Raw genomic sequence first — 19,095 nt, 5'->3', positions numbered from 1 at the left:
CCGGCCGCGCCGCCCCCGCACCTAGGGTGTCGCTGGCCGCCCGTATGCCCCCCTCGTGAGGGGGAAGGCGCACAGCGCCTCAGGGGGTTACAACTTCTTGACCAGGACCTGACTTTTGCGGTCCCAGTTGTACTTGGCCTTGCGCGCCTCGGGCAGCCAGTCGGGGTCCACGGGCTGGAAGCCGCGCTTGATGAACCAGTGCATGGTGCGCGTGGTCAGCACGAACAGGCTGTCCAGGCCCTGGGCCTTGGCGCGCTGCTCTATGCGCTTGAGCAGCTTCTCGCCGTCGCCCGTGCCCTGGCTCTTGGGCGAGACGGTGACGGCCGCCATCTCGGCCGTCCTGGCGCTGGGATAGGGGTAGAGCGCGGCGCAGCCGAAGATCACGCCATCGTGTTCGATGATGGTGTAGTGGGCGATGTCGCGCTCGATCTCGGTGCGGCTGCGCTTGACCAGGGTGCCGTCCTTCTCGAAGGGCTCGATCAGCTGGATGATGCCGGCCACGTCGTCGGGCGTGGCCTCGCGCAGCTCTTCCAGCTTCTCGTCGATGATCATGGTGCCAATGCCATCGTGCACATAGATCTCCAGCAGCAGCGCGCCGTCGATAGCGAAGGGCAGGATGTGGCTGCGCTCCACGCCGTGCTCGCAGGCATGCACGCAGTGCTGCAGGTAAAAGCCCGTGTCCGTGGGCTGCTCGGGCGTGGGCAGCTCGGCCAGCATGCGGCGGGCCGTTGCCAGCGGCAGCTCGGTGTCGATGGGGTTGGTCTCGTCGGCCGGGCCCGTGGGGTCCATGCGGATGCCCGGCACCTCGGTCATGAAGATCAGCTTGTCGGCCTTCAGCTCGATGGCCACGCGCGTGGCCACCTCTTCCATGCTCAGGTTGAAGGCCTCGCCGGTGGGCGAGAAGCCGAAGGGCGACATCAGCACCATGGCATCCATGTCCAGGGCGCTGCGGATGCCGCTGACATCGACCTTGCGCACCAGGCCCGAATGCTTGAAATCCACGCCGTCCACGATGCCCACGGGCCGCGCCGTGAGGAAGTTGCCCGAGATCACCCGCACCCGCGCGCCGGCCATGGGCGTATTGGGCAGGCCTTGGCTGAAGGCGGCCTCGATCTCGTAGCGCAACTGGCCGGCGGCTTCCTGGGCGCAGTCCAGCGCCACGGAGTCGGTGATGCGCACGCCGCGCGAGTACTGGGCCTCATGGCCCTTGGCGGCAAGCTGCTCGTTGACCTGGGGACGGAAGCCATGGACCAGCACGATCTTCACGCCCATGGCCTGGATCATGGCCAGGTCCTGGACGATGGAGCTGAGCTTGCCCGATGCGATGGCCTCGCCCGTCAGTCCCACCACAAAGGTCTGGTGTCGGAACTTGTGGATATAGGGAGCCACGGACCGGAACCAGGGGACGAAGGTGAAGTTGAAGACGGTGGACATGGTGGTCAGTCGGGGCATCGGGCCGATGCCGGGCAGAAAAAAAAGGCCTGCGGACAGGTCCGCCAGGACATGCTCGCGCAGGCAGGCGCCAGTGTAGCGGCATGGCGCGGCACCTGCGCGCAGAAATGGAATGGAACGCCAGGCAAATCGACCCTGCTGCACAGTGCCGGGGGCACAAGGCACAGGACCTTGTCCGACGGGGGCCCGCCTGCAAGCCCGTGTAAGCTTCGCCACCATCGGTGAACCACGCAAGGCGCCCCCATTCATGCCATTGAGCGCTTCCATGTTTTTTCCGTTGCTTGCGCGGCCCGCGCGCCTTGTGCCGTGGCTGGCGGCGCTGGGCATGGTCGCAGGGGCGGCCCAGGCTGCAGGGGAGGCTCCGGCCTCCCAGGCTGCCGCCGCGATGAGCTTCGTGCAGGCCCGCCAGGCGCTGCTGCAGGGCTCCGACCAGCTGGCCGCCTCGGCCAAGGCCGTGGAAAGCGCGCGGCTCAGACGCCAGGGTACGCAGGGGCTGGGCGGGCCTTCCGTGGCCATCACGGGCCTGGGCTACCGCTACTCGGCCAATGCCGACATCGATCTCGATCCTGCGCGGCGCACCCTGGACGGCGTCCTCAGCCAGCTGCCGCCCTCGGTGGGGCCGGCCATTCCCTCGCTGCCGCAACTGCCCACCTCCTATGCCTTGCAGCGCAAGAGCACGAACGCCTCGGCCAGCCTGTCCCTGGTCTGGCCGCTGTACCTGGGCGGCCTGTCCGATGCGGTGCGCAGTGGCCTGGACGCTGCCACCGACGAAGCCCTGGCCGATGCGGCCAGCAGCAGCCACGCCCTGCATTCGCTGCTGGTGCAGCGCTACTTCGGCGCCCAGCTGGCCGAGCGGGCCGCACGGCTGCGCGAGCGTGCGCTTGAGGGCGTGCGCGTGCATGACGCGGCCGCGCAAAGCATGCTCAAGGCGGGCGTGATCTCCCGGCTGGAGCGCCTGCAGGCCCGTGCCGCGCTGGCCGACGCCGAGCAGCAGGCGCGCAAATCGCGCGACGACGCAGACCTGGCCGCAGCGGCGCTGGCGCGCACGGTCAAGGCGCAGCGGCAGGTGCTGCCCAGCACGCCGCTGTTCGTCAGCAGCCGGCCTTTGCCGCCGCTGGACGGCTTCGTCACCGCGGCCCAGTCGCACCATCCGGGTCTGGACAAGGTCCAGGCCAAGAAGCGCCAGGCCGAGTCCCTGCACGACGCCCAGGAGGCGCTGCGCCGGCCGCAGCTGCTGGCCTTCGGTTCGCGCGAGGTCAACACCAGCGGCAAGCCCAACTGGGTGGCAGGCGTGGCCGTGCGCTGGACGCTGTGGGACAGCATCGACCGCGATGCGCTGGCCGCCTCCTCGCAGCGCAAGATCGAGCAGGCCGAGCTGACCCAAGCCCAGGCGCTCAGCGACATTGCGCTGCTGGTCGAGAAGAACTGGCTGGGCGTGGAGCAGGCACGCCGCCAGTACCAGGCCCAGCAGGCCCAGGAGGATCTTGCGCGCGAGCTGCTGCGGCTGCGCGAGGCCGGCCTGCGGGAAGGCACCAGCACCACGCTGGACCTGATCGATGCCAGCCTCAATCTCGCCAAGGTCCAGACCCAGCGTGCCGAACTGGCCAACCAGTATGTGCAGGCCCTGGCCGCACTGCTGGAGAGCACGGGCCAGAGCGAGGAATTCGACCGATTCATGGCCCAGGCCGACATACAGATCCCACCCGACGCACCATGAGCACAGCCACGCCCGACCATCCCCGCAGCGCCACCGAAGCACCCGGCCCCGCGCCCGTGCCGCCGGGGCGCAGGCGCCCCTGGCTGGCCCTGGCCATCGTGCTGGCCGTGCTGCTGCTCGTGGCCTGGGGCTTTTGGCGTGCGGCGCAGCCCGCCCCCCTGTATTTCCAGGGCCAGATGGAGGCTCGCGAGACCGACATCGCGCCCAAGGTCACGGCGCGCATCGCCAAGGTGCGGGTCACCGAAGGCCAGAAGATCCAGCCCGGCGATCTGCTGGTGGAGATGGACAGCCCCGAGGTGCGCGCCAAGCTGGCCCAGGCCGAGGCAGCCCGCGATGCCGCCCAGGCCCAGGCCGACAAGGCGCAGGCCGGCGCCCGCCCGCAGGAAGTGCAGATGGCGCGCCTGAACTGGCAGCGCGCCCAGACGGCCGCCGACCTGGCCCAGACCTCGCTGCGCCGCGTGCAAAGCCTCTTCGACCAGGGACTGGTTGCGGCCCAGAAACGCGATGAAGCCGATGCCAACTGGCGTGCCTCGCGCGACCAGGCGCTGGCTGCGCGCGCGCAGTATGAAATGGCGGCTTCGGGCGCGCGCCAGGAGGATCGCAGTGCCGCCCAGGCCCAGGCACGCCAGGTGCAGGGCGTGGTCGCCGAGGTGGAGGCCGCGCGTGCCGAGACCGAGCTGCGCAGCCCCGTGGGCGGCGAGGTGGTCCAGGTGCTGGCCCGCCAGGGCGAGCTGTCCCCGCAGGGCGTGGCCGTGGTCACCGTGGTGGACCTGGCCGACCAGTGGGTGGTGCTCAATGTGCGCGAGGACCAGCTTGCACGCTTTGCCCAGGGCAGCCGTTTCACCGGCCGCCTGCCGGGCCTGGACAACCGCGAGGCCGGCTTCGAGGTCTACTACCTGGGTGTGCTGCCCGACTTCGCCACCTGGCGCGCCACGCGCGCCGGCCAAGGCTTCGATGCGCGCACCTTCGAGGTCCGCGCGCGGCCGCAGCAGCCCATTGCAGGCGCGCGGCCCGGCATGAGCGTGGTCGTGGAAGGCGGCCGTTGAGCGGCCGGCGGCAGTGAGCGCGAACCCGCCCATGGCCTTTGCCGCCAGCCTGCGGCGCGAATGGCGTCTGCTGCGCGGGCGGCCCTGGGACCTGGCCATGGTCAGCTGGGTGCCGCTGCTGGCGCTGCTGCTCATGGTCTGGATCTTCTCGGCAGGCCTGGTCCAGCGTCTGCCCGTCGCCGTCTGGGACCAGGACCACAGCGCCCTGTCGCGCCAGCTGGTGCGCATGCTGGACGCCACGCCGGGCCTGGCCGTGCAGTCGCAGGCGCTCAATGCCTCGGAGGCGCAATGGGCGCTGCAGTCCATGAATGCCTACGCCGTGGTGCAGATCCCGCCCGGCTTTGCGCGCGACATCAAGCGGGGCCAGGGGGCCGACGTGGTGCTCATGCACAACGCCCAGCTGGCCACGCATTCCAGCCTGATCCAGCGCGACCTGCGCCAGGTGGTGGGAACGCTGTCGGCCGGCGTGGAAATGCAGGCCCGTGCCAAGCGCGGCGACCCGGCCCAGGCGCTGCGCGTGCGCATGGAGCCCATACGCACCAACCTGGTGTCGCTGTTCAACATCTCCACCAATTACGAGCAGTTCCTGGCGGCGGCGCTGATTCCCGCGCTGCTGCACATCCTGGGCATGACGGCCGGCGCCTGGTCCGTGGGGCGCGAGCTGCGCGACCGCACGCTGGGCCAGTGGATGGCCGAGGCTGCGGGCCCGGGAAAGCCCGGCTGGAGCGCCATTGCGGGCGCCTTGGCGGGCAAGCTGGCGCTGTCCTGGGCCAGCCTGGGCCTGGGCGGTACGCTGGCCATGCTGTGGCTCACGGCCGGACGGGGCTGGCATCCGGGGCAGGGCGCTGCCAGCCTGGCCTGGGTGGCGCTGGCCCTGCTGCTGCTGATCGCCGTGAGCCTGGCGGCGGGGGCGCTGCTGGCGGCGCTCACGCTGTCGCTGCGCACGGCGCTTTCGGGGGCGGGCCTGCTGTCGGCGCCGGCCTTTGCGTTCAGCGGCGTGGGCTTTCCGCTGCTGGCCATGCCGGATTCGGCACGTGCCTGGGCCCTGTCCATGCCCTATACCCACTATGCGCGGCTGCAGATAGAGCAGCTGCAGATGGGCGCGCCCATCGTGCAGAGCCTGCCCGTGGTGGCCGGACTGCTGCTGGCCGCGCTGGTGTTGCTGCTGCTGGCCACGGCAGGCCTGGCGCGCGGCCTTTCCCGCCCCGACAAATGGGGAGGGCGCTGAGATGGCCAGGGGCTTTGCGCAAGACTTCATCAGCGCCCTGCGTGCCGTGTTCGGCGACGTGGGCGTGCTCATGCTGCTGGTGGGCGCACCCGTGCTCTACGGCTTCTTCTATCCCTGGTTCTATGGGCAGGAGGTCGTGCAGCGCGTGCCCGTGGCCGTGGTGCAGCACGACGGCAGCGGCCTGGCGCGCCAGATGCTGCGCTTTGCCCAGGCCAGCCCGCGCATCGAGGTGACCCTGGTCACGGGCGACGAGGCCCAGGCGCAGCAGGCCCTGCTGGATGGCCGCGTCATGGGCTACGCGCTGCTGCCGCGCGACCTCAAGCGCCGCGTGGTGCGCAGCGAAGAGGCCGTGGTCCCCGTCTATGCCAACGGTGCCTACCCGCTGGCCGCCAAGCAGGTGCAGTACGGCTTTGCCGAGGCCTTTGGCACGGTCTCGGCAGGCGTGGAGCTGCGGCGGCTGACGGCCGGCGGACAGAGCGCATTGCAGGCCCAGGCCAGCCGCTCGCCCGTCAACCTGCAGATGCAGGCCCTGTTCAATCCGACGGAAGGCTACGGCAGCTTCGTCGTCGCCGCCGTGGCCATCATCATCCTGCAGCAGACACTGCTCATGGGCGGCGCGCTGCTGGTGGGAACCTGGCGCGAGCAGGGGTTGGACCGGGCGCCGGCACGCACCTGGCTGGCGCGGCTGCTGGCGCTGTGCACGCTGGGCTGGCTCTCGGGCCTGTACTACTTCGGCTGGATCTTCGTCTGGCACGACTATCCGCGCGGCGGCAATCCCTGGGGCGCGCTGGCACTGCTGGCCGTCTTCGTCCCGGCTGTGGCGGGAGCGGCGGCGCTGCTGGGCTGGTGGCTGGCCAACCGCGAGCGCGCCATGCAGGTGGTGCTGTTTACCTCCATCCCGCTGGCCTTCGTCGGCGGCTTCAGCTGGCCGGCCGAGGCCCTGCCGCAACTGCTGCAGGCGCTGCGCTGGCTGTCGCCCAGCACGGCGGCCATCCAGGCCTCGCTGCGACTGAACCAGGCCGGCGCGCCGCTGGAGGCGGCGCTATGGCATCTGTCCGTGCTGCTGGCCCTGGCGCTGCTGGGCTGGGTGGCCGTTCTCTGGCTGGGCAGCCGCCGTGCGGACCCTGGCGATTGACCGGTCGGGGCTTCAGGCCGGCGCGCCCGCGCCGCGACCCCGTCCCTGCATGGCCAGCATCAGCAGCACCACGCCCACGATGGGCAGCAGCCAGGTGTTGATGCCGTCCCAGCCGGCCGTGTGCAGCAACTGGCCCGAGCCGAACGAGGCCACGGCCACGGTGCCGAAGACCAGGAAGTCATTGAGCGCCTGCACCTTGGCGCGCTCGGCAGGGCGGTAGCACTCGGTGACCATGGCCGTGGCGCCGATGAAGCCGAAGTTCCAGCCCACGCCCAGCAGCACCAGGGAGCCCCAGAAGTGCAGCAGCTCCAGCCCCATCAACGCCATCAGGGCCGAGGCCGCGATCATCACCAGCCCCAGCGCCGTGATGCGGCGCTTGCCAAAGCGCGCGATCAGCCGGCCCGTGAAGAAGCTGGGTGCGAACATGGCCAGCACATGCCACTGGATGCCCAGCGCCGCCTCGCCCACCGTGTGGCCGCAGCCCACCATGGCCATGGGCGCGGCCGTCATCAGAAAGGCCATGAGGCCGTAGCTGACCACGCCGGCCGAAGCCGCCACGATGAACTGCGGTGTGCGCGCAATCTCGGCCAGCGGCCGGGCCTCGCCCGCCACGGCGCGGGCCTGGGGCGGCGGCAGCTTCAGGCCCAGCAGCAGCGGCAGGGCCAGCAGGGCGAGAACGGCCTGGCTGTAGAAGCTGCCAGCGAACGGCGTCATGGGCAGGGCGTCGCGCGTCCAGATCACCACCTGCGGGCCGATGATGGCCGCGATCAGCCCGCCGATCATCACGCGCGAGATGGCGCGCGCCTGCTCGGCGGGGTCGGTCATGGCGTCGGTGGCCGCGAAGCGGTAGCTCTGCACGCAGGCCGCGTAAAAGCCCGCCAGCGCCGTGCCGATGCAGAAGGTCACGAAATCGGAGTGCGCAATGCCCTGGGCCGCGATCACGCCCGAGACCACGCCCAGGATGGCACCCAGCACATAGGCCGTGCGCCGCCCCATGCGCTGCATCAGCCAGGCCGCGGGCAGCGTGGACAGCGCCAGGCCCAGCTGGTAGATGCTGACCGGCAGCGTGGTGGCCGTGGGATTGGTGGACAGCTGCTGGCCGACCAGGCCGCCCAGCGAAATGATGATGGGCGGCGACGCGCCCCCCAGCGATTGCGCGGCCACGAGCAGGCCGAGGTTGCGGCGCTGCAGCGCTGGAGTATGTTGTTCTGGTGTCATGGCTTGTGCGGCGGAAAGACCGCATCTTCACCGAAAAGCATGAGGGCTGGGTTAAGCGCCGATTCAGCCAGCCGGGCCGGTCGTCCAGTCCGCGATGGCCAGTCCGGGTTCGGGAATGCGGCTGAACACCCGGTCTCTTGTGACCAGTACCGAGCGCTCGCCGGCCTGCGCGGCCTGCTGCTGCAGGAGCAGGGCGTGCGCGGCAATCATCATGTCCATGGAGGCCAGCGTGATGCCGGCCGCCTCGCAGGCGGCGCGCAGGTGGCCGTAGGCATCGGCCACCTGGGCCGTCCAGGGCAGCACCTCGACGCGGGCCAGGAACCCTGTCACCCGCAGCGACAGCCCGGCAGGGTGGCCGCGCTTGGCGACCCCGTACATCAGTTCGGCCTGCGTGACCGCCGACACTGCGATCTGGTGCATGGGTACGCGAACCAGCTGTTCGCGCACGGCAGGGATATCGCCTTTGATGATGTGGCTGGCGATGTTGGTGTCCAGCAGGTAGCGTGTCATCGCGTACTGCCTTCGTCGGCAAACGGATCGCGGCCTGACTCTGGCTGCGCTCGGTCAGCGGTGTCCATGAAATCGGCCGGCACGTCGGTGGTGGCGTCGAGCGCAAAGAACTCTTGCCATGAGTCGGGACGGCGCGACAGGATCACGTCGCCCGTGATGGGGTCGCGACGTATGTAGACCTCTTTTTCCTCGAACCGGAATTCATAGGGAAGGCGCACGGCCTGGCTGCGACCGGTGGTGAAAAGCTTGGCAGTCTGCGTCACGGTGATTCCTCCTGCTGGTATGTATCAAAGTATATATCCGCGCTGTGACTTGCTGTACGCCTCCTGAAAGATCTGGTGGATCAGCTCCCTGAACCATTTGTGCCCCGCGTCATGGTCGTTGCGCGGATGCCAGACGGCGTCGATGGACAGGGCCAGCTCGGGCAGGGGCATGGGGCGCGCCACGCAGTTGGAGCCGGACAGCACGCTGTGCATCCAGTGCGCGGGCATGGCGGCCACCAGGTCGGTGGATTCGATGACGGGCACCATGCCCAGCCAAGTGGGCACCTGGAACATCACGCGCCGCGCCAGCCCGCGCTCGGCCAGGAGTTCATCCACGATGCTGCTGCCCACGCCCGTGACCTTCAGGTGGCCTTGCTCCAGGTATTTTTCCAGGGTGAGCGGGGAGGCGGCGGCCGGATGGTCCTTGCGCATCAGCACCATCCACTGGTCGTCCAGCAGGCGGCGTGACGCCGACAGCACCGAGCGCCCGCGCGAGACGGAAAGGCGGATTTCCACGCCTTCGTACTCGACGCGGTCCGAGGGCTGGCGGCCGTCGAAGGACTGCACCGACAGGCTGATGCCCGGCGCCACCGCACGCAGATGGATGCACAGCTGCGGGAGCAGCAGCACGCCCACGTAGTCGGACAGGCGCAGGTGGAAATTGCGCCGCGCCGTGGCCGGATCGAAGCCCTTGCTGACCTCGATGGCGCTTTCGATCTCGCTGAAGGCCTTGCGGAAGCTGCGCGCCAGGCGCACGGCCTCGGGCGTGGGCGACATGCCTTCGGCCGTGCGCAGCAGCAGCGGGTCGTTGAACTGGGTGCGCAGCCGGCGCAGCGCATGGCTGACGGCCGAGGAGGTGATGCCCAGCCGCGCGGCGGCCTTGCCCACGCTGCGTTCCTCCACCAGGGCCTCGAAGATCACCAGCAGGTTGAGGTCGATGCTGCGCAGGTTGACCGGGGCCCGAGGCGCGCCGTCTGCATGTTGAATGCTGTTCATTTTGATGATGACAAAGATGAGCTTGACTGAATTTTACGTGCGTCACGACAATGCACCAGCTTTGAAATGAATGCCCATGAATTCACCCAGTTTCAACCGCTGTGCCGTTGATTGCGACGCAGTCGAAAATCCAACGGAACAATATCTGTTTCCAGAAAATTCCTGTGATACCCATTTCCATGTATTTGGTCGTTCCGATGATTTTCCGTTGATTGCGGAACGCGCCTATACGCCGGCTGTCGCGTCCATGGACGATTATTGGAAAGCCTTTCGCCCATTGGGCGTGGCCCGCTGCGTTCTGGTCCAGCCCAGCGTGTATGGCCGCGACCACGGCCTTCTCAAGCAGACGCTGCGCCATGCCGAAGCGGGCCGCATGCGTGGCGTGGCCGTGATCTACGAGGACACGCCGGATGCGGAGATCGAAGCGCTGCACGCCCTGGGCGTGCGCGGCGCTCGGTGCAATGCGCTGTTTTCGGGCGGGGTCTCCGTCTCCAGCCTGCGGGCCGTGGCCGACCGCATCCGGGGCCTGGGCTGGCACATGCAGTTGCTGGTGAATGTGGATGACGACCCTGGCCTGGCGCAGCGCGTGGCCGACATGGGCGTGGCCGTGGTGGTGGATCACTTCGGCCACCCGTCGCGCCAGCTGGGCGCCGGCGGGCCGGGCAGCTGCAACCTGCAGGCGCTGATGAAGGAAGGGCGGGCCTGGGTGAAGTTCTCGGGCGCCTACCGGATATCGGCAACGGCATCGGCCGTGGACCCGGCCGTGACTCCCATTGCACATGCCCTGGTGCAGGCCAATCCGCACCGGATCGTATGGGGGTCGGACTGGCCGCATCCCGGAATAAAGGCCCGTTCGAATTCCGCTGGCGAATTGGCGCAGGCACTGGTGGATTGGGTTCCAGAGGAACACAGGCACACGGTATTGGTCGATAACCCCGCGTGCCTGTATTGGGGTCATTGATTTTCAAATAGCAGGAGACAGAGAAAATGAATCGAATCACATCGGACCGCAGAGGCTTTATCCGCACGGCGGTATCTTTCGCGGCGCTGGCTGCGGCATCGGCTGCATCGGCAGTGCAGGCGCGCGCATTTCCCGCCAAGCCGCTCACGCTGGTCGTGCCCTTTGCGCCGGGCGGCAACGTGGACATCGTGGCCCGCACGCTGGGCATTCCGCTGGCCCGGCATGCGGGGCAGTCCGTGATCGTGGACAACCGTGCGGGCGGCGGTGGTGCCGTGGGCTCGGGCTGGGTGGCGCGCGCCGAGCCGGACGGGCATACGCTGCTGGTGGCCACGCCGGGCCAGTTGGGCACCTTGCCCGAGATGATCAAGCTGCCCTACCGCGCCGACAGCTTTGCGCCCATTGCCGTGGTCAGCCGCACGCCCGTGGTCGTGGTGGTGCGCGCCAACGACGCGCGCTTCAAGACCGCTGCCGATTTCATCAAGGCGATGAAGGCCAGGGATGGCAGCGTGACCGTGGGCCATGCCGGCCCGGGCTCGCCCAATCACCTGGCCGTGCTGCAGCTGGAAGATGCGGTGAAGGTGCGCGTCAATCCCGTGCCCTACAAGGGATCGGGGCCGGCCCTGGTCGATCTGATCGGCGGGCAGATCGATGCCGTGGTGGACCAGATCACCAGCTCCACGCCGCATATCAAGAGCGGCGCCTTGCGCGCGCTGTTCGTGCTGGGGCCGCGCGCCGGGGGCGGGCTGGCCGATGTGCCCGACCTGGCCCAGCTGGGCCTGCCGGTGTTCGATGCCACCACCTTCGTGGGCGTGTTCGCGCCCAAGGGTGCGCCCACGGCCAGCGTGGACAGCCTGTATGGCTGGATCTCCCAGTCTGTGGCCGACCCGGAGTTCAGCCGCCTGATCCGCGAGCTGGGCAGCGAGCCCTTCCCGGCCAGCGCGGCCGTGCTGCAGCGCCTGGTCAGCGAAGAAGCCGCGCTGGCGGCGCGGCTGACCCGCCAGGGGCGTCTGCGCGCGGAGTAGCCGCCGCGCGCATTTTTCCGTTCCTCTAGTACCCGGCCGCCAGCCCGTCGCGGCGCGGGTCGCTGGCGATCTGGTAGCCCTCCACGGCGGGATCGCCCATGCGCCAGATGAACTGGCCGGCGCCGAAGTCCTGGTAGGGGTCGTGGATGACCTCCACCTGGTGGCCCAGCGCCTGCAGGCCGGCGATGGTGGACGGGTCCATGCCGCCTTCCACGTTGATGGACAGGCCTTCGTTGACGCGCCAGCGCGGCGCATCGCAGGCCGCCTGGGGCGACTGGCGGTAGTCCAGCATGCGCACCACAGTCTGCATGTGGCCCTGGGGCTGCATGTTGCCGCCCATGACGCCGAAGCTCATCACGGGCTGGCCGTCGCGGGTCAGGAAGGCCGGAATGATGGTGTGGAAGGGGCGCTTGCCCGGGCCCACCAGGTTGGCGCGGTTGGGGTGCTGGGGGTCGGTGCCGAAGCCGTGGCCGCGGTTTTGCAGGCTGATGCCGAAGCTCGGTTCCACCACGCCCGAGCCAAAGCCCGAGAAGTTGCTCTGGATGAAGCTGACCATCATGCCGTTCTCGTCGGCCGCCGTCAGGTAGATGGTGCCGCCGCGCACGGGGTTGCCGGCCTTGAAGTCCTGCGCACGGCGCGGATCGATGAGCCTGGCGCGCGAGGCCAGGTAGGCGTCGTCGAGCATCTGTGCGGGCGTCACCTCCATGTCCGCATCGGCCACGTAGCGGTAGATGTCGGCAAAGGCCAGCTTCATGGCCTCGATCTGCAGATGCTGGGAGGCCACGCCATCCACGGGCAGGCTGGCCAGGTCGAAGTTGGACAGAATGCCCAGCGCGATCTGCGCGGCAATGCCTTGCCCGCCCGGCGGGATCTCGTGCAGCGTGTGGCCGCGATAGTCCTTGGCCAGCGGCTGCACCCATTGCACCTCGTGCGCGGCCATGTCGGCCATGCCCAGGCAGCCGCCGTGCTGCTGCACGAACGAGGTCACGGCCCGGGCAATCTCGCCTTCATAAAAGGCCTTGCCGCGCGTGGCGCCAATGGCGCGCAGGGCGCGCGCTGCGGCGGGAAAGCGGAACAGCTCGCCCACTTCCGGCGCGCGGCCCCGGGGCAGGAAGCTTTCCCTGAACCCCGGCTGCGATTGCAGCTCGGGCGCGCCTGCGGCCCATTTCTGCTGGACCACGGGCGGCACCAGGTAGCCGCGCTCGGCGATCTCGGCGGCCGGCTCCATCAGCGCGTCAAAGGGCAGCTTGCCGAAGCGCTCGTGCAGGGCCACCCAGGCGCTGACGGCGCCCGGCACGGTGATGGAGTCCACGCCCCGGCGCGGCGGCTTGTCCTGGCGGCCGTAGCGCTGGTGGAAGTACTCGGGCGCCCAGCCCTGCGGTGCGCGGCCGCTGGCGTTGAGCCCGTGCAGCTCCTTGCCATCCCAGAGGATGCAGAAGGCGTCCGAGCCCAGGCCGTTGCTCACCGGCTCGACGATGGTCATGGCCGCCGCCGCCGCAATGGCCGCGTCCACCGCGTTGCCGCCTGCCCACAGCATGCGCAGGCCGGCCTGCGCCGCCAGCGGGTGGGAAGTGGACACGGCATTGCGCGCGAACACGGGCACCCGCTTGGAGTCGTAGGGATTGCCGGGAGTGAAGGGAGAGGAAGAGGCGTGCATGAAAGAACCTGCCTCAGTCGGCGGTGATGCCCATGGTCTTCACGTCACGGCTCCAGCGTGTCAGCTCGCGGTCGATCTGCTGCTTGAAGGACTTGGGGTCGCTGGTCTCGGGGTCCAGGCCCTGGGCCTCGAACTGGGCCTGCACTTCGGGGCGCTCCATGATCTTGCGCACTTCCTGGGCCAGCCGCTCGACGATGGCCGGGTCCGTGCCGCCCGTGGTGAACAGGCCGTACCAGGACGTGAAGGCATAGCCGGGCAGGCCGGCCTCGGCGACGGTGGGCACGTTGGGCAGGTTCTTGACGCGCTGCTTCGTGGTCACGGCCAGGATGCGGGTCTGGCCGGTCTTGGCCGATGTGATGGCAGGCGGAATGCCCGAGAAGATGGCCTGCACCTGGCCGCCCGACACATCGGTGATGGCCGGGCCGTTGCCGCGGTAGGGCACGTGCACCAGGTTCACGCCGGCCTGCTGCGCGAACAGCGCGCCGGCCAGGTGCAGGGTGGAGCCGTTGCCCGACGATGCGTAGTTGATGCTGCCCGGCGCCTTGCGCGCGGCCTCGATCATTTCCTGCACCGTCTTGTAGGGCAGGGCGGCGTTCACCAGCAGCGCGTTGCCGGATTCGGCCACCAGGGTGATGGGCTCCAGGTCCTTGCGCGGGTCGAACGACAGCTTCTTGGCCAGCACGGGCGCCACGGTGTTGCTGCCGATGGAGCCCAGCAGCAGCGTGTAGCCGTTCTTGGGCGCCTTGGCCACCACTTCGCTGGCGATCAGGCCGCCCGCGCCGCCGCGGTTCTCCACCACCACGCTCTGGCCCAGGCGCTGCTGCAGCTCCTTGGCCAGGATGCGGGCCACGATGTCGTTGGCACCGCCGGCGGCAAAGCCCACCATGATCTTCAGCGGCTGCGAGGGCCAGGCATCGGCGGCGGGCGCGGCCCAGCCGGGCGTGGCGCAGGTCAACAGGGCGGCGCAGCAGACGAGCAGGCGGCGGGACACGGGTGCAGGCATGGAGATCTCCAGAAATCCGGGAAGTGGGAGGGCGCGATCAGGACGATCGGCTATCGGTTGCCAGCGATTTTGATGATAGAAACTGTTTGGTGAAAGCTGGAATTTCTTACGAATCTTGAAAGCAAAACTTTTATGCCAAGCCTGCGCATTCTTCGCACTTTTCTGGCCGTGGCGGCGGAGGGCTCCTTCACCGCGGCAGGCCAGCGCGTGGCGCTGACCCAGGTGGCCGTGGGGCTGCAGATGCGCACGCTGGAAAACGACCTCAAGCGCAAGCTGTTCGCGCGCCAGGGCAAGCTGGTCACGCTCAACGAGCAGGGCCGGGCGCTGGTGCCCATTGCCACCCAGCTGGTGGCGCTGTACGAGCAGGCCAAGCACGGCACGCGGGCCGACGCACCGCTGGCCGGCACCGTGCAGTTCGGCTCCATCGTCTCGGCGCTGAGCCAGCTGGTGCGCGCCACGCTGGAGCTCAAGCGCCACCATCCGGCGGTGGACCTGCATGTGGTCTCGGGCAAGTCCAACCGGCTGATCGCCCAGGTGGAGAACCATGAGCTGGATGCGGCCGTGGTGGTCTACAACCCGGCCATCAAGCGCCCCTCGCTGGTCTGGACACCGCTGTATGCCGAGCCCATGGTGCTGCTGGCGCCGCGCGCCGCCCGGCCCGCGGCGCCCGCCGACATGGTGGAGCGCTATCCCTTCATCCGCTTCGACCGCACCGAGCACACGGGCGAGCTGGTGGAGCGCACGCTGCGCCGCCTGCGCGCCAAGCCCCAGGAGTTCCTGGAGCTCAACTCCATCGAGACCATCGTGGAGCTGGTGCGCGACGGCATGGGCGTGGCGATGCTGCCCAATCTGGCGCGGCATGGCTGGGAGGGCGACCCGCGCCTGCGCGTGCTGCCCCTTGCCCAGACCGCCGAGAGCCGGCAGATCGCCCTGGTGCAGCTGCGCACGGCGGCGCGCGCCGAGATCATCACCGCCGTGGGCCAGCAATTCGTGGCGGCGCTGGCGGTGCCGACCTGAGCGCGGCGCTGTGGGTGTTGCGCCGATCCGCGTGTCTTAAGTTGCGTATTGCGCGAGCCCGTGGCCCATGGACCAGTTCTCCTTGTCCACCTCGACCAGGTTGACGAACACGTCCTCGGGCCGCAGGCCGGGGCTTTCGACCAGCAGCTCGGCGATGCGGCTGAACAGCGCCTTCTTCTGCTCCAGGCTGCGGGTGTTGCTGACCGTGAGCTGCACCAGCACCAGATCGTCGCTGCGCGCCACGCCCAGGTAGGAGGCGCCGTAGCGGAAGTTGTCGCCGTCATGCTCGGTGATGGTCATGAACTGGTCGTCCTCCGGCACGTTGAAGGTCTCGCGCATGGCGCGGTAGAGGCTGTCGCAGATGGCCTGGCGGTAGGCGGGGGACTTGCCGGCGCGCATGTTGATCCGGGTCATGGGCATGGTGTGGCTCCTTTGCGTTGAGTTGAGTTGCGTTGCTTTGCGTTGTGGGAGCCTCGAAGGTAGGCCGCGCCAGATATTTTGAAAAGCCATGATTGCTGATATCAGTAATAATGGATTGAAATGATTCAACGACCTCTGGACCTGGATGCCGTGCAAGGCTTCGTGCACATCGCGGACCTGGGCAGCTTCACGCGCGCGGCCGAAGCCATGCAGACCACGCAGGCCGCAGTCAGCCTCAAGCTCAAGCGGCTGGAGCAGCGGCTGGGCTGCCGGCTGGTCGAGCGCACGCCGCGCCACGTGCAGCTGTCGGCGCTGGGTGCCGACTTCCTGCCCCATGCGCGCGAACTGCTGCAGGCCCATGAGCGCGCACTGGCGCTGGCCGTCAGCACGCGCCAGCGGCTGACCATCGGCATCAGCGACCACGTGGCCGGGCCTGAGCTGCCGGCCCTGATCGCCCGCATGAATGCGCAGGACCCGCAGCTGCTGATCGACATCCGCATCGCATCGTCCGGCCCGCTGCTGCAGGGATTCGACCGGCGCGAGTACGACACGGTGATCGTTCGCACGCATGCCGGGCGTGACGACGGCGAGCTGCTGGCCGAGGAGCCCTTCGGCTGGTTTGCCGCGCCCGGCTGGCAGCACCGCGCGGGCGAGCCCCTGCCGCTGGCCACGCTGGCCGAGCCCTGCGGCGTGCGCGCCATGGCCGGGCAACTGCTGGATACGGCGCGCATGCCGTGGACCGAGGTGTTCGTGGGCGGCGGCGTGGCCGCTGTCTCGGCCGCCGTCATGGCGGGGCTGGGCGTGGCCGCGCTGGCGCCGCGCATGCTGGCCCTGGGCGCCGTGGACGTGGGCCCGCGCCTGGGCCTGCCCACGCTGCCGCGCCTGCCGGTGCTGCTGCACACCCGCGTGCGCGAAGGCCGGCCGCGCGCAGCGCTGGATGCGCTGGGCGCCGCCTTCAAGTCCGCCGTGCGTGGCTAGCAACCAACAATCGGCCCGGCATGGCGCGCAGCCGCTTGTGCCTGCGGGGCAACGGGCGATAGACTCGCACCCCTCCCATCCACCCTCACCCTTTCGAGGTGCACCATGCCCCGCCGCACAGCTTCCTGCTGAACGACTTCGTCATACGCTGATCCTGGCCTTGCCCCGGATGTCTTTTGCGTGTGCGCTGCGGTGCGTGGCCTTTTGAGGGCTTGCGGCTGACCGTCCTTTTTGCGGACGGCCCCGACAGTCCTGCCATCTTCCCCTTCGACAGCCTGCCGGCCCGGCCACCACGGGCCAGGCCGCGCTGTCGCTGTATCCCCTGCATTGCGGCGCCTGGCGTCGTCGTCGGCTTTTCCCGCCCCATGGCATGGCGCCGTGGGGTGCTGCATCGTTTTCGGAAAGCACGACATGACCCCATCCATTTCTCCAGGCCCTCGTTTTCTTTCGAGCATCGAGATCCTCAAGTACCCCCGCACGCCGCACCTGCGCGGCTCGCGCCTGCAGGCCGGCGACCAGGACGACGCCGTGCCCTATGAGCGGCTGGCCGGCCGGCACATCGTCGTCGAGGAAAAGCTCGACGGCGCCAACGCCGCGCTGAGCTTTGCCGGCGACGGCCAGCTGCTGCTGCAGTCGCGCGGCCACTACCTGGACAGCGAGCGGCCCGGCGGGCGCGAGCGCCAGTTCAACCTCTTCAAGCAATGGGCCCAGGCCCATGAGGGCGCGCTGCTGTCCCTGCTGGACGACCGCTACCAGGTGTTCGGCGAGTGGATGTATGCCAAGCACTCGCTGTTCTACGACGCGCTGCCGCACTGGTTCTGCGAGTTCGACATCTGGGACCGCTCGGCGCAGTGCTTCCTGGACACGCCGCGCCGCCATGCCCTGCTGGCCGGCGTGCCCGTGGTCTCGGTGCCCGTGCTCTACAGCGGGGCGGCGCCCCGGCGCATGCAGGACCTGCTGGCGCTGCTGGCCCCCTCGCTGGGCCGCAGCGCGCGCTGGCGCCAGGCCTTCGAGCAGGTGGTGGCCCGCCAGAAGCTGGACCTGCCGCTGTGCTGGCGGCAGACCGACGGCTCCGAGCTGGCCGAAGGCCTCTACCTCAAGGTGGAGGAGGACGGCCAGACCGTGGCGCGCTACAAGTTCGTGCGGCCGGACTTCGTGCAGGTCATCCTCGACTCGGGCTCGCACCACAGCGAGCGGCCCATCGTCCCCAACGGGCTGCGCGAAGGCGCAGACATCTTTGCGGCCGATATTTCAAAAAGCTGGTGAGGCCTGCAGCGCAGACCCATCGCAAGGAGATTGCCATGACGAACTGGAAACAGATCCAGTCCCTGGTGCCGCAGCCCGGCGCCGACCCCGACTTCGCCGCCTGCCTGGCCGCCTTCCCCCAGCTGGAGCAGGCCAAAACCACGCCGCAGGACCCGGTCTACCACGCCGAAGGCGATGTCTGGACGCACACGCAGATGGTGGTGCGCGAGCTGCTGGCCGATCCCGACCATGCGGCACTCACCGCCACCGAGTGCGAGACGGTCTTCCTGGCCGCGCTGCTGCACGACGTGGCCAAGTGCTCGACCACCGTGGTGGGCGAGGACGGCCGCATCGGCCAGCCCGGCCATTCGCGCCGGGGTGCGCTGGATGCGCGGCTCATGCTCTGGGAAGCCGGCGCGCCCGTGGACCAGCGCGAGGCCATCTGCCGGCTGATCGCCGTGCACCAGGTGCCGTTCTTCGCCTTTGCCGATTCGCGGCGCGGCCTCTCGCCCGAGTTCATCGTGCGCGAGCTGTCCTGGCAGGTGGACCTGCACCTGCTCACCCTGCTGGCGCGGGCCGACATGCGCGGGCGCATCTGCCCGGACATTGCGTCCGTGCTGGTCAACATCGAGCTGGTGCGCGAGTTCGCGCTGGAAGAGGGCTGCCTGCGCACGCCGCGCCGCTTTGCCTCGGACGAGACGGCGGTGCGCTACTTCCGCGGCGCGCAGCTGCATCCCGACTATGCGCTGCACGCGCAGGCCGGCTCGCGCGCCATCGTCATGTGCGGCCTGCCGGCCAGCGGCAAGAACACCTGGGTGGCCGCCCACCATGGCGACCTGCCCGTGGTCTCCTTCGACGATGCGCGTACGCAGCTGGGCCTGCGCCACGGCCAGAACGAGGGCGCGGCCGCCCACCACGCCGTGGACAAGGCCAAGGCCCTGCTGCGCGCGGGCCAGCCCTTCGTCTGGAACGCCACCCACCTGTCGCGCCAGATGCGCGGCAAGACCGTGGACCTGTGCCTGGCCTACGGCGCCCGCGTGGAGCTCGTGCACCTGGAAGCCAGCCGCCCAACCCTGCTGGCCCGCAACCGCGCGCGCGACACCACACTGACCAACGCGGCCCTGCTCGGCCTGCTGCAGCGCTGGGATGTGCCTTTGCCTACCGAGGCGCATGCCCTGTCGTTGCTGGTCAATGAGGGGTAGGGGAGGGGGAGGGTTGCTGTACCGC

18 protein-coding genes are annotated in these 19,095 nt (G+C 69.2%); 10 read left to right on the top strand and 8 right to left on the bottom strand.

The features are described 5' to 3' along the window. Nucleotides 1-87: 87 nt before the first annotated feature. Nucleotides 88-1,434: an amino-acid N-acetyltransferase gene (gene argA, locus HFGMBDPB_RS25915; RefSeq protein ID WP_012206372.1), complete on the bottom strand. Its 1,347-nt coding sequence runs from the start codon at nucleotides 1,432-1,434 to the stop codon at nucleotides 88-90. 283 nt (nucleotides 1,435-1,717) lie between these two features. On the opposite strand from argA, the gene HFGMBDPB_RS25910 reads away from it, so the two are divergent. The 4 genes from HFGMBDPB_RS25910 to HFGMBDPB_RS25895 are packed head-to-tail and all read left to right on the top strand — an operon-like array spanning nucleotide 1,718 to nucleotide 6,578. Next, a complete protein-coding gene (locus HFGMBDPB_RS25910) occupies nucleotides 1,718-3,169 on the top strand; it encodes a TolC family protein (RefSeq protein WP_070080303.1) in 1,452 nt (483 codons plus the stop codon). Further along, complete coding sequence (locus HFGMBDPB_RS25905; RefSeq protein ID WP_016448246.1) at nucleotides 3,166-4,215, top strand: HlyD family secretion protein; 1,050 nt, start codon at nucleotides 3,166-3,168, stop codon at nucleotides 4,213-4,215. Before HFGMBDPB_RS25910 ends, HFGMBDPB_RS25905 begins: the two co-directional genes overlap by 4 nt. 13 nt (nucleotides 4,216-4,228) lie before the next feature. Then, the gene (locus HFGMBDPB_RS25900; protein ID WP_212646556.1) at nucleotides 4,229-5,443 is read left to right on the top strand and encodes an ABC transporter permease; all 1,215 of its coding nucleotides are present in this window, start codon (nucleotides 4,229-4,231) and stop codon (nucleotides 5,441-5,443) included. A gap of 1 nt (nucleotide 5,444) precedes the next feature. Continuing rightward, on the top strand, nucleotides 5,445-6,578 hold the full coding sequence (locus HFGMBDPB_RS25895; RefSeq protein ID WP_097201932.1) for an ABC transporter permease: 1,134 nt from the start codon (nucleotides 5,445-5,447) through the stop codon (nucleotides 6,576-6,578). A gap of 12 nt (nucleotides 6,579-6,590) precedes the next feature. Here HFGMBDPB_RS25895 and HFGMBDPB_RS25890 read toward each other — a convergent pair whose 3' ends face one another. The 4 genes from HFGMBDPB_RS25890 to HFGMBDPB_RS25875 all read right to left on the bottom strand — a co-directional run bounded on the left by HFGMBDPB_RS25890 (nucleotide 6,591) and on the right by HFGMBDPB_RS25875 (nucleotide 9,565). After that, nucleotides 6,591-7,796 carry an MFS transporter gene (locus HFGMBDPB_RS25890; protein ID WP_016448243.1) on the bottom strand — a complete coding sequence of 402 codons (1,206 nt, stop codon included), beginning with the start codon at nucleotides 7,794-7,796 and terminating at the stop codon, nucleotides 6,591-6,593. A gap of 63 nt (nucleotides 7,797-7,859) precedes the next feature. After that, nucleotides 7,860-8,306, bottom strand: coding sequence for a type II toxin-antitoxin system VapC family toxin (locus HFGMBDPB_RS25885; protein ID WP_034367439.1), 447 nt, complete (start codon nucleotides 8,304-8,306; stop codon nucleotides 7,860-7,862). Further along, nucleotides 8,303-8,569: an antitoxin gene (locus HFGMBDPB_RS25880; protein ID WP_047467905.1), complete on the bottom strand. Its 267-nt coding sequence runs from the start codon at nucleotides 8,567-8,569 to the stop codon at nucleotides 8,303-8,305. The genes HFGMBDPB_RS25885 and HFGMBDPB_RS25880 overlap by 4 nt, the downstream gene beginning before the upstream one ends. A 24-nt stretch (nucleotides 8,570-8,593) precedes the next feature. Then, on the bottom strand, nucleotides 8,594-9,565 hold the full coding sequence (locus tag HFGMBDPB_RS25875; protein ID WP_046988493.1) for a LysR family transcriptional regulator: 972 nt from the start codon (nucleotides 9,563-9,565) through the stop codon (nucleotides 8,594-8,596). A gap of 76 nt (nucleotides 9,566-9,641) precedes the next feature. Between HFGMBDPB_RS25875 and HFGMBDPB_RS25870 the strand changes: the two genes are divergently transcribed. Together HFGMBDPB_RS25870 and HFGMBDPB_RS25865 are read left to right on the top strand one after the other, a co-directional pair. Then, nucleotides 9,642-10,526, top strand: coding sequence for an amidohydrolase family protein (locus tag HFGMBDPB_RS25870; protein WP_212646555.1), 885 nt, complete (start codon nucleotides 9,642-9,644; stop codon nucleotides 10,524-10,526). Nucleotides 10,527-10,552: 26 nt separating this feature from the next. Then, entirely contained in the window at nucleotides 10,553-11,548 is a 996-nt protein-coding gene (locus tag HFGMBDPB_RS25865) for a tripartite tricarboxylate transporter substrate binding protein (RefSeq protein WP_212646554.1), read from the top strand. 25 nt (nucleotides 11,549-11,573) lie between these two features. Here HFGMBDPB_RS25865 and HFGMBDPB_RS25860 read toward each other — a convergent pair whose 3' ends face one another. Beyond that, nucleotides 11,574-13,205: a gamma-glutamyltransferase family protein gene (locus tag HFGMBDPB_RS25860; RefSeq protein WP_212646553.1), complete on the bottom strand. Its 1,632-nt coding sequence runs from the start codon at nucleotides 13,203-13,205 to the stop codon at nucleotides 11,574-11,576. Between the two features lie 13 nt (nucleotides 13,206-13,218). Further along, on the bottom strand, nucleotides 13,219-14,208 hold the full coding sequence (locus HFGMBDPB_RS25855) for a Bug family tripartite tricarboxylate transporter substrate binding protein (RefSeq protein WP_013801719.1): 990 nt from the start codon (nucleotides 14,206-14,208) through the stop codon (nucleotides 13,219-13,221). 132 nt (nucleotides 14,209-14,340) lie between these two features. Here HFGMBDPB_RS25855 and HFGMBDPB_RS25850 point away from each other — a divergent pair, with 132 nt between their 5' ends. Then, the gene (locus tag HFGMBDPB_RS25850; RefSeq protein WP_046987343.1) at nucleotides 14,341-15,225 is read left to right on the top strand and encodes a LysR family transcriptional regulator; all 885 of its coding nucleotides are present in this window, start codon (nucleotides 14,341-14,343) and stop codon (nucleotides 15,223-15,225) included. 36 nt (nucleotides 15,226-15,261) lie between these two features. On the opposite strand, the gene HFGMBDPB_RS25845 is transcribed toward HFGMBDPB_RS25850, so the two are convergent. Continuing rightward, nucleotides 15,262-15,645, bottom strand: a complete 384-nt coding sequence (locus HFGMBDPB_RS25845) for a tautomerase family protein (protein ID WP_034395446.1) — start codon at nucleotides 15,643-15,645, stop codon at nucleotides 15,262-15,264. A gap of 120 nt (nucleotides 15,646-15,765) precedes the next feature. Between HFGMBDPB_RS25845 and HFGMBDPB_RS25840 the strand changes: the two genes are divergently transcribed. From HFGMBDPB_RS25840 to HFGMBDPB_RS25830, 3 genes are all read left to right on the top strand, one after another. Then, nucleotides 15,766-16,623 (top strand): LysR family transcriptional regulator, encoded by an 858-nt coding sequence (locus HFGMBDPB_RS25840; protein ID WP_016448234.1) that lies wholly within the window; start codon nucleotides 15,766-15,768, stop codon nucleotides 16,621-16,623. Between the two features lie 411 nt (nucleotides 16,624-17,034). Continuing rightward, nucleotides 17,035-17,889: an RNA ligase family protein gene (locus HFGMBDPB_RS25835; RefSeq protein WP_034395448.1), complete on the top strand. Its 855-nt coding sequence runs from the start codon at nucleotides 17,035-17,037 to the stop codon at nucleotides 17,887-17,889. A gap of 35 nt (nucleotides 17,890-17,924) precedes the next feature. Continuing rightward, nucleotides 17,925-19,070: an ATP-binding protein gene (locus HFGMBDPB_RS25830; protein ID WP_047219870.1), complete on the top strand. Its 1,146-nt coding sequence runs from the start codon at nucleotides 17,925-17,927 to the stop codon at nucleotides 19,068-19,070. The last annotated feature ends 25 nt before the right edge of the window (nucleotides 19,071-19,095 follow it).

It is taken from the genome of Delftia sp. PE138 (genome assembly GCF_018320755.1).
GTDB lineage: Bacteria > Pseudomonadota > Gammaproteobacteria > Burkholderiales > Burkholderiaceae_C > Comamonas > Comamonas tsuruhatensis.
The sequence above is the reverse complement of the archived record's forward strand: the minus strand, read 5'-3'. Positions and strand labels throughout refer to the sequence as shown.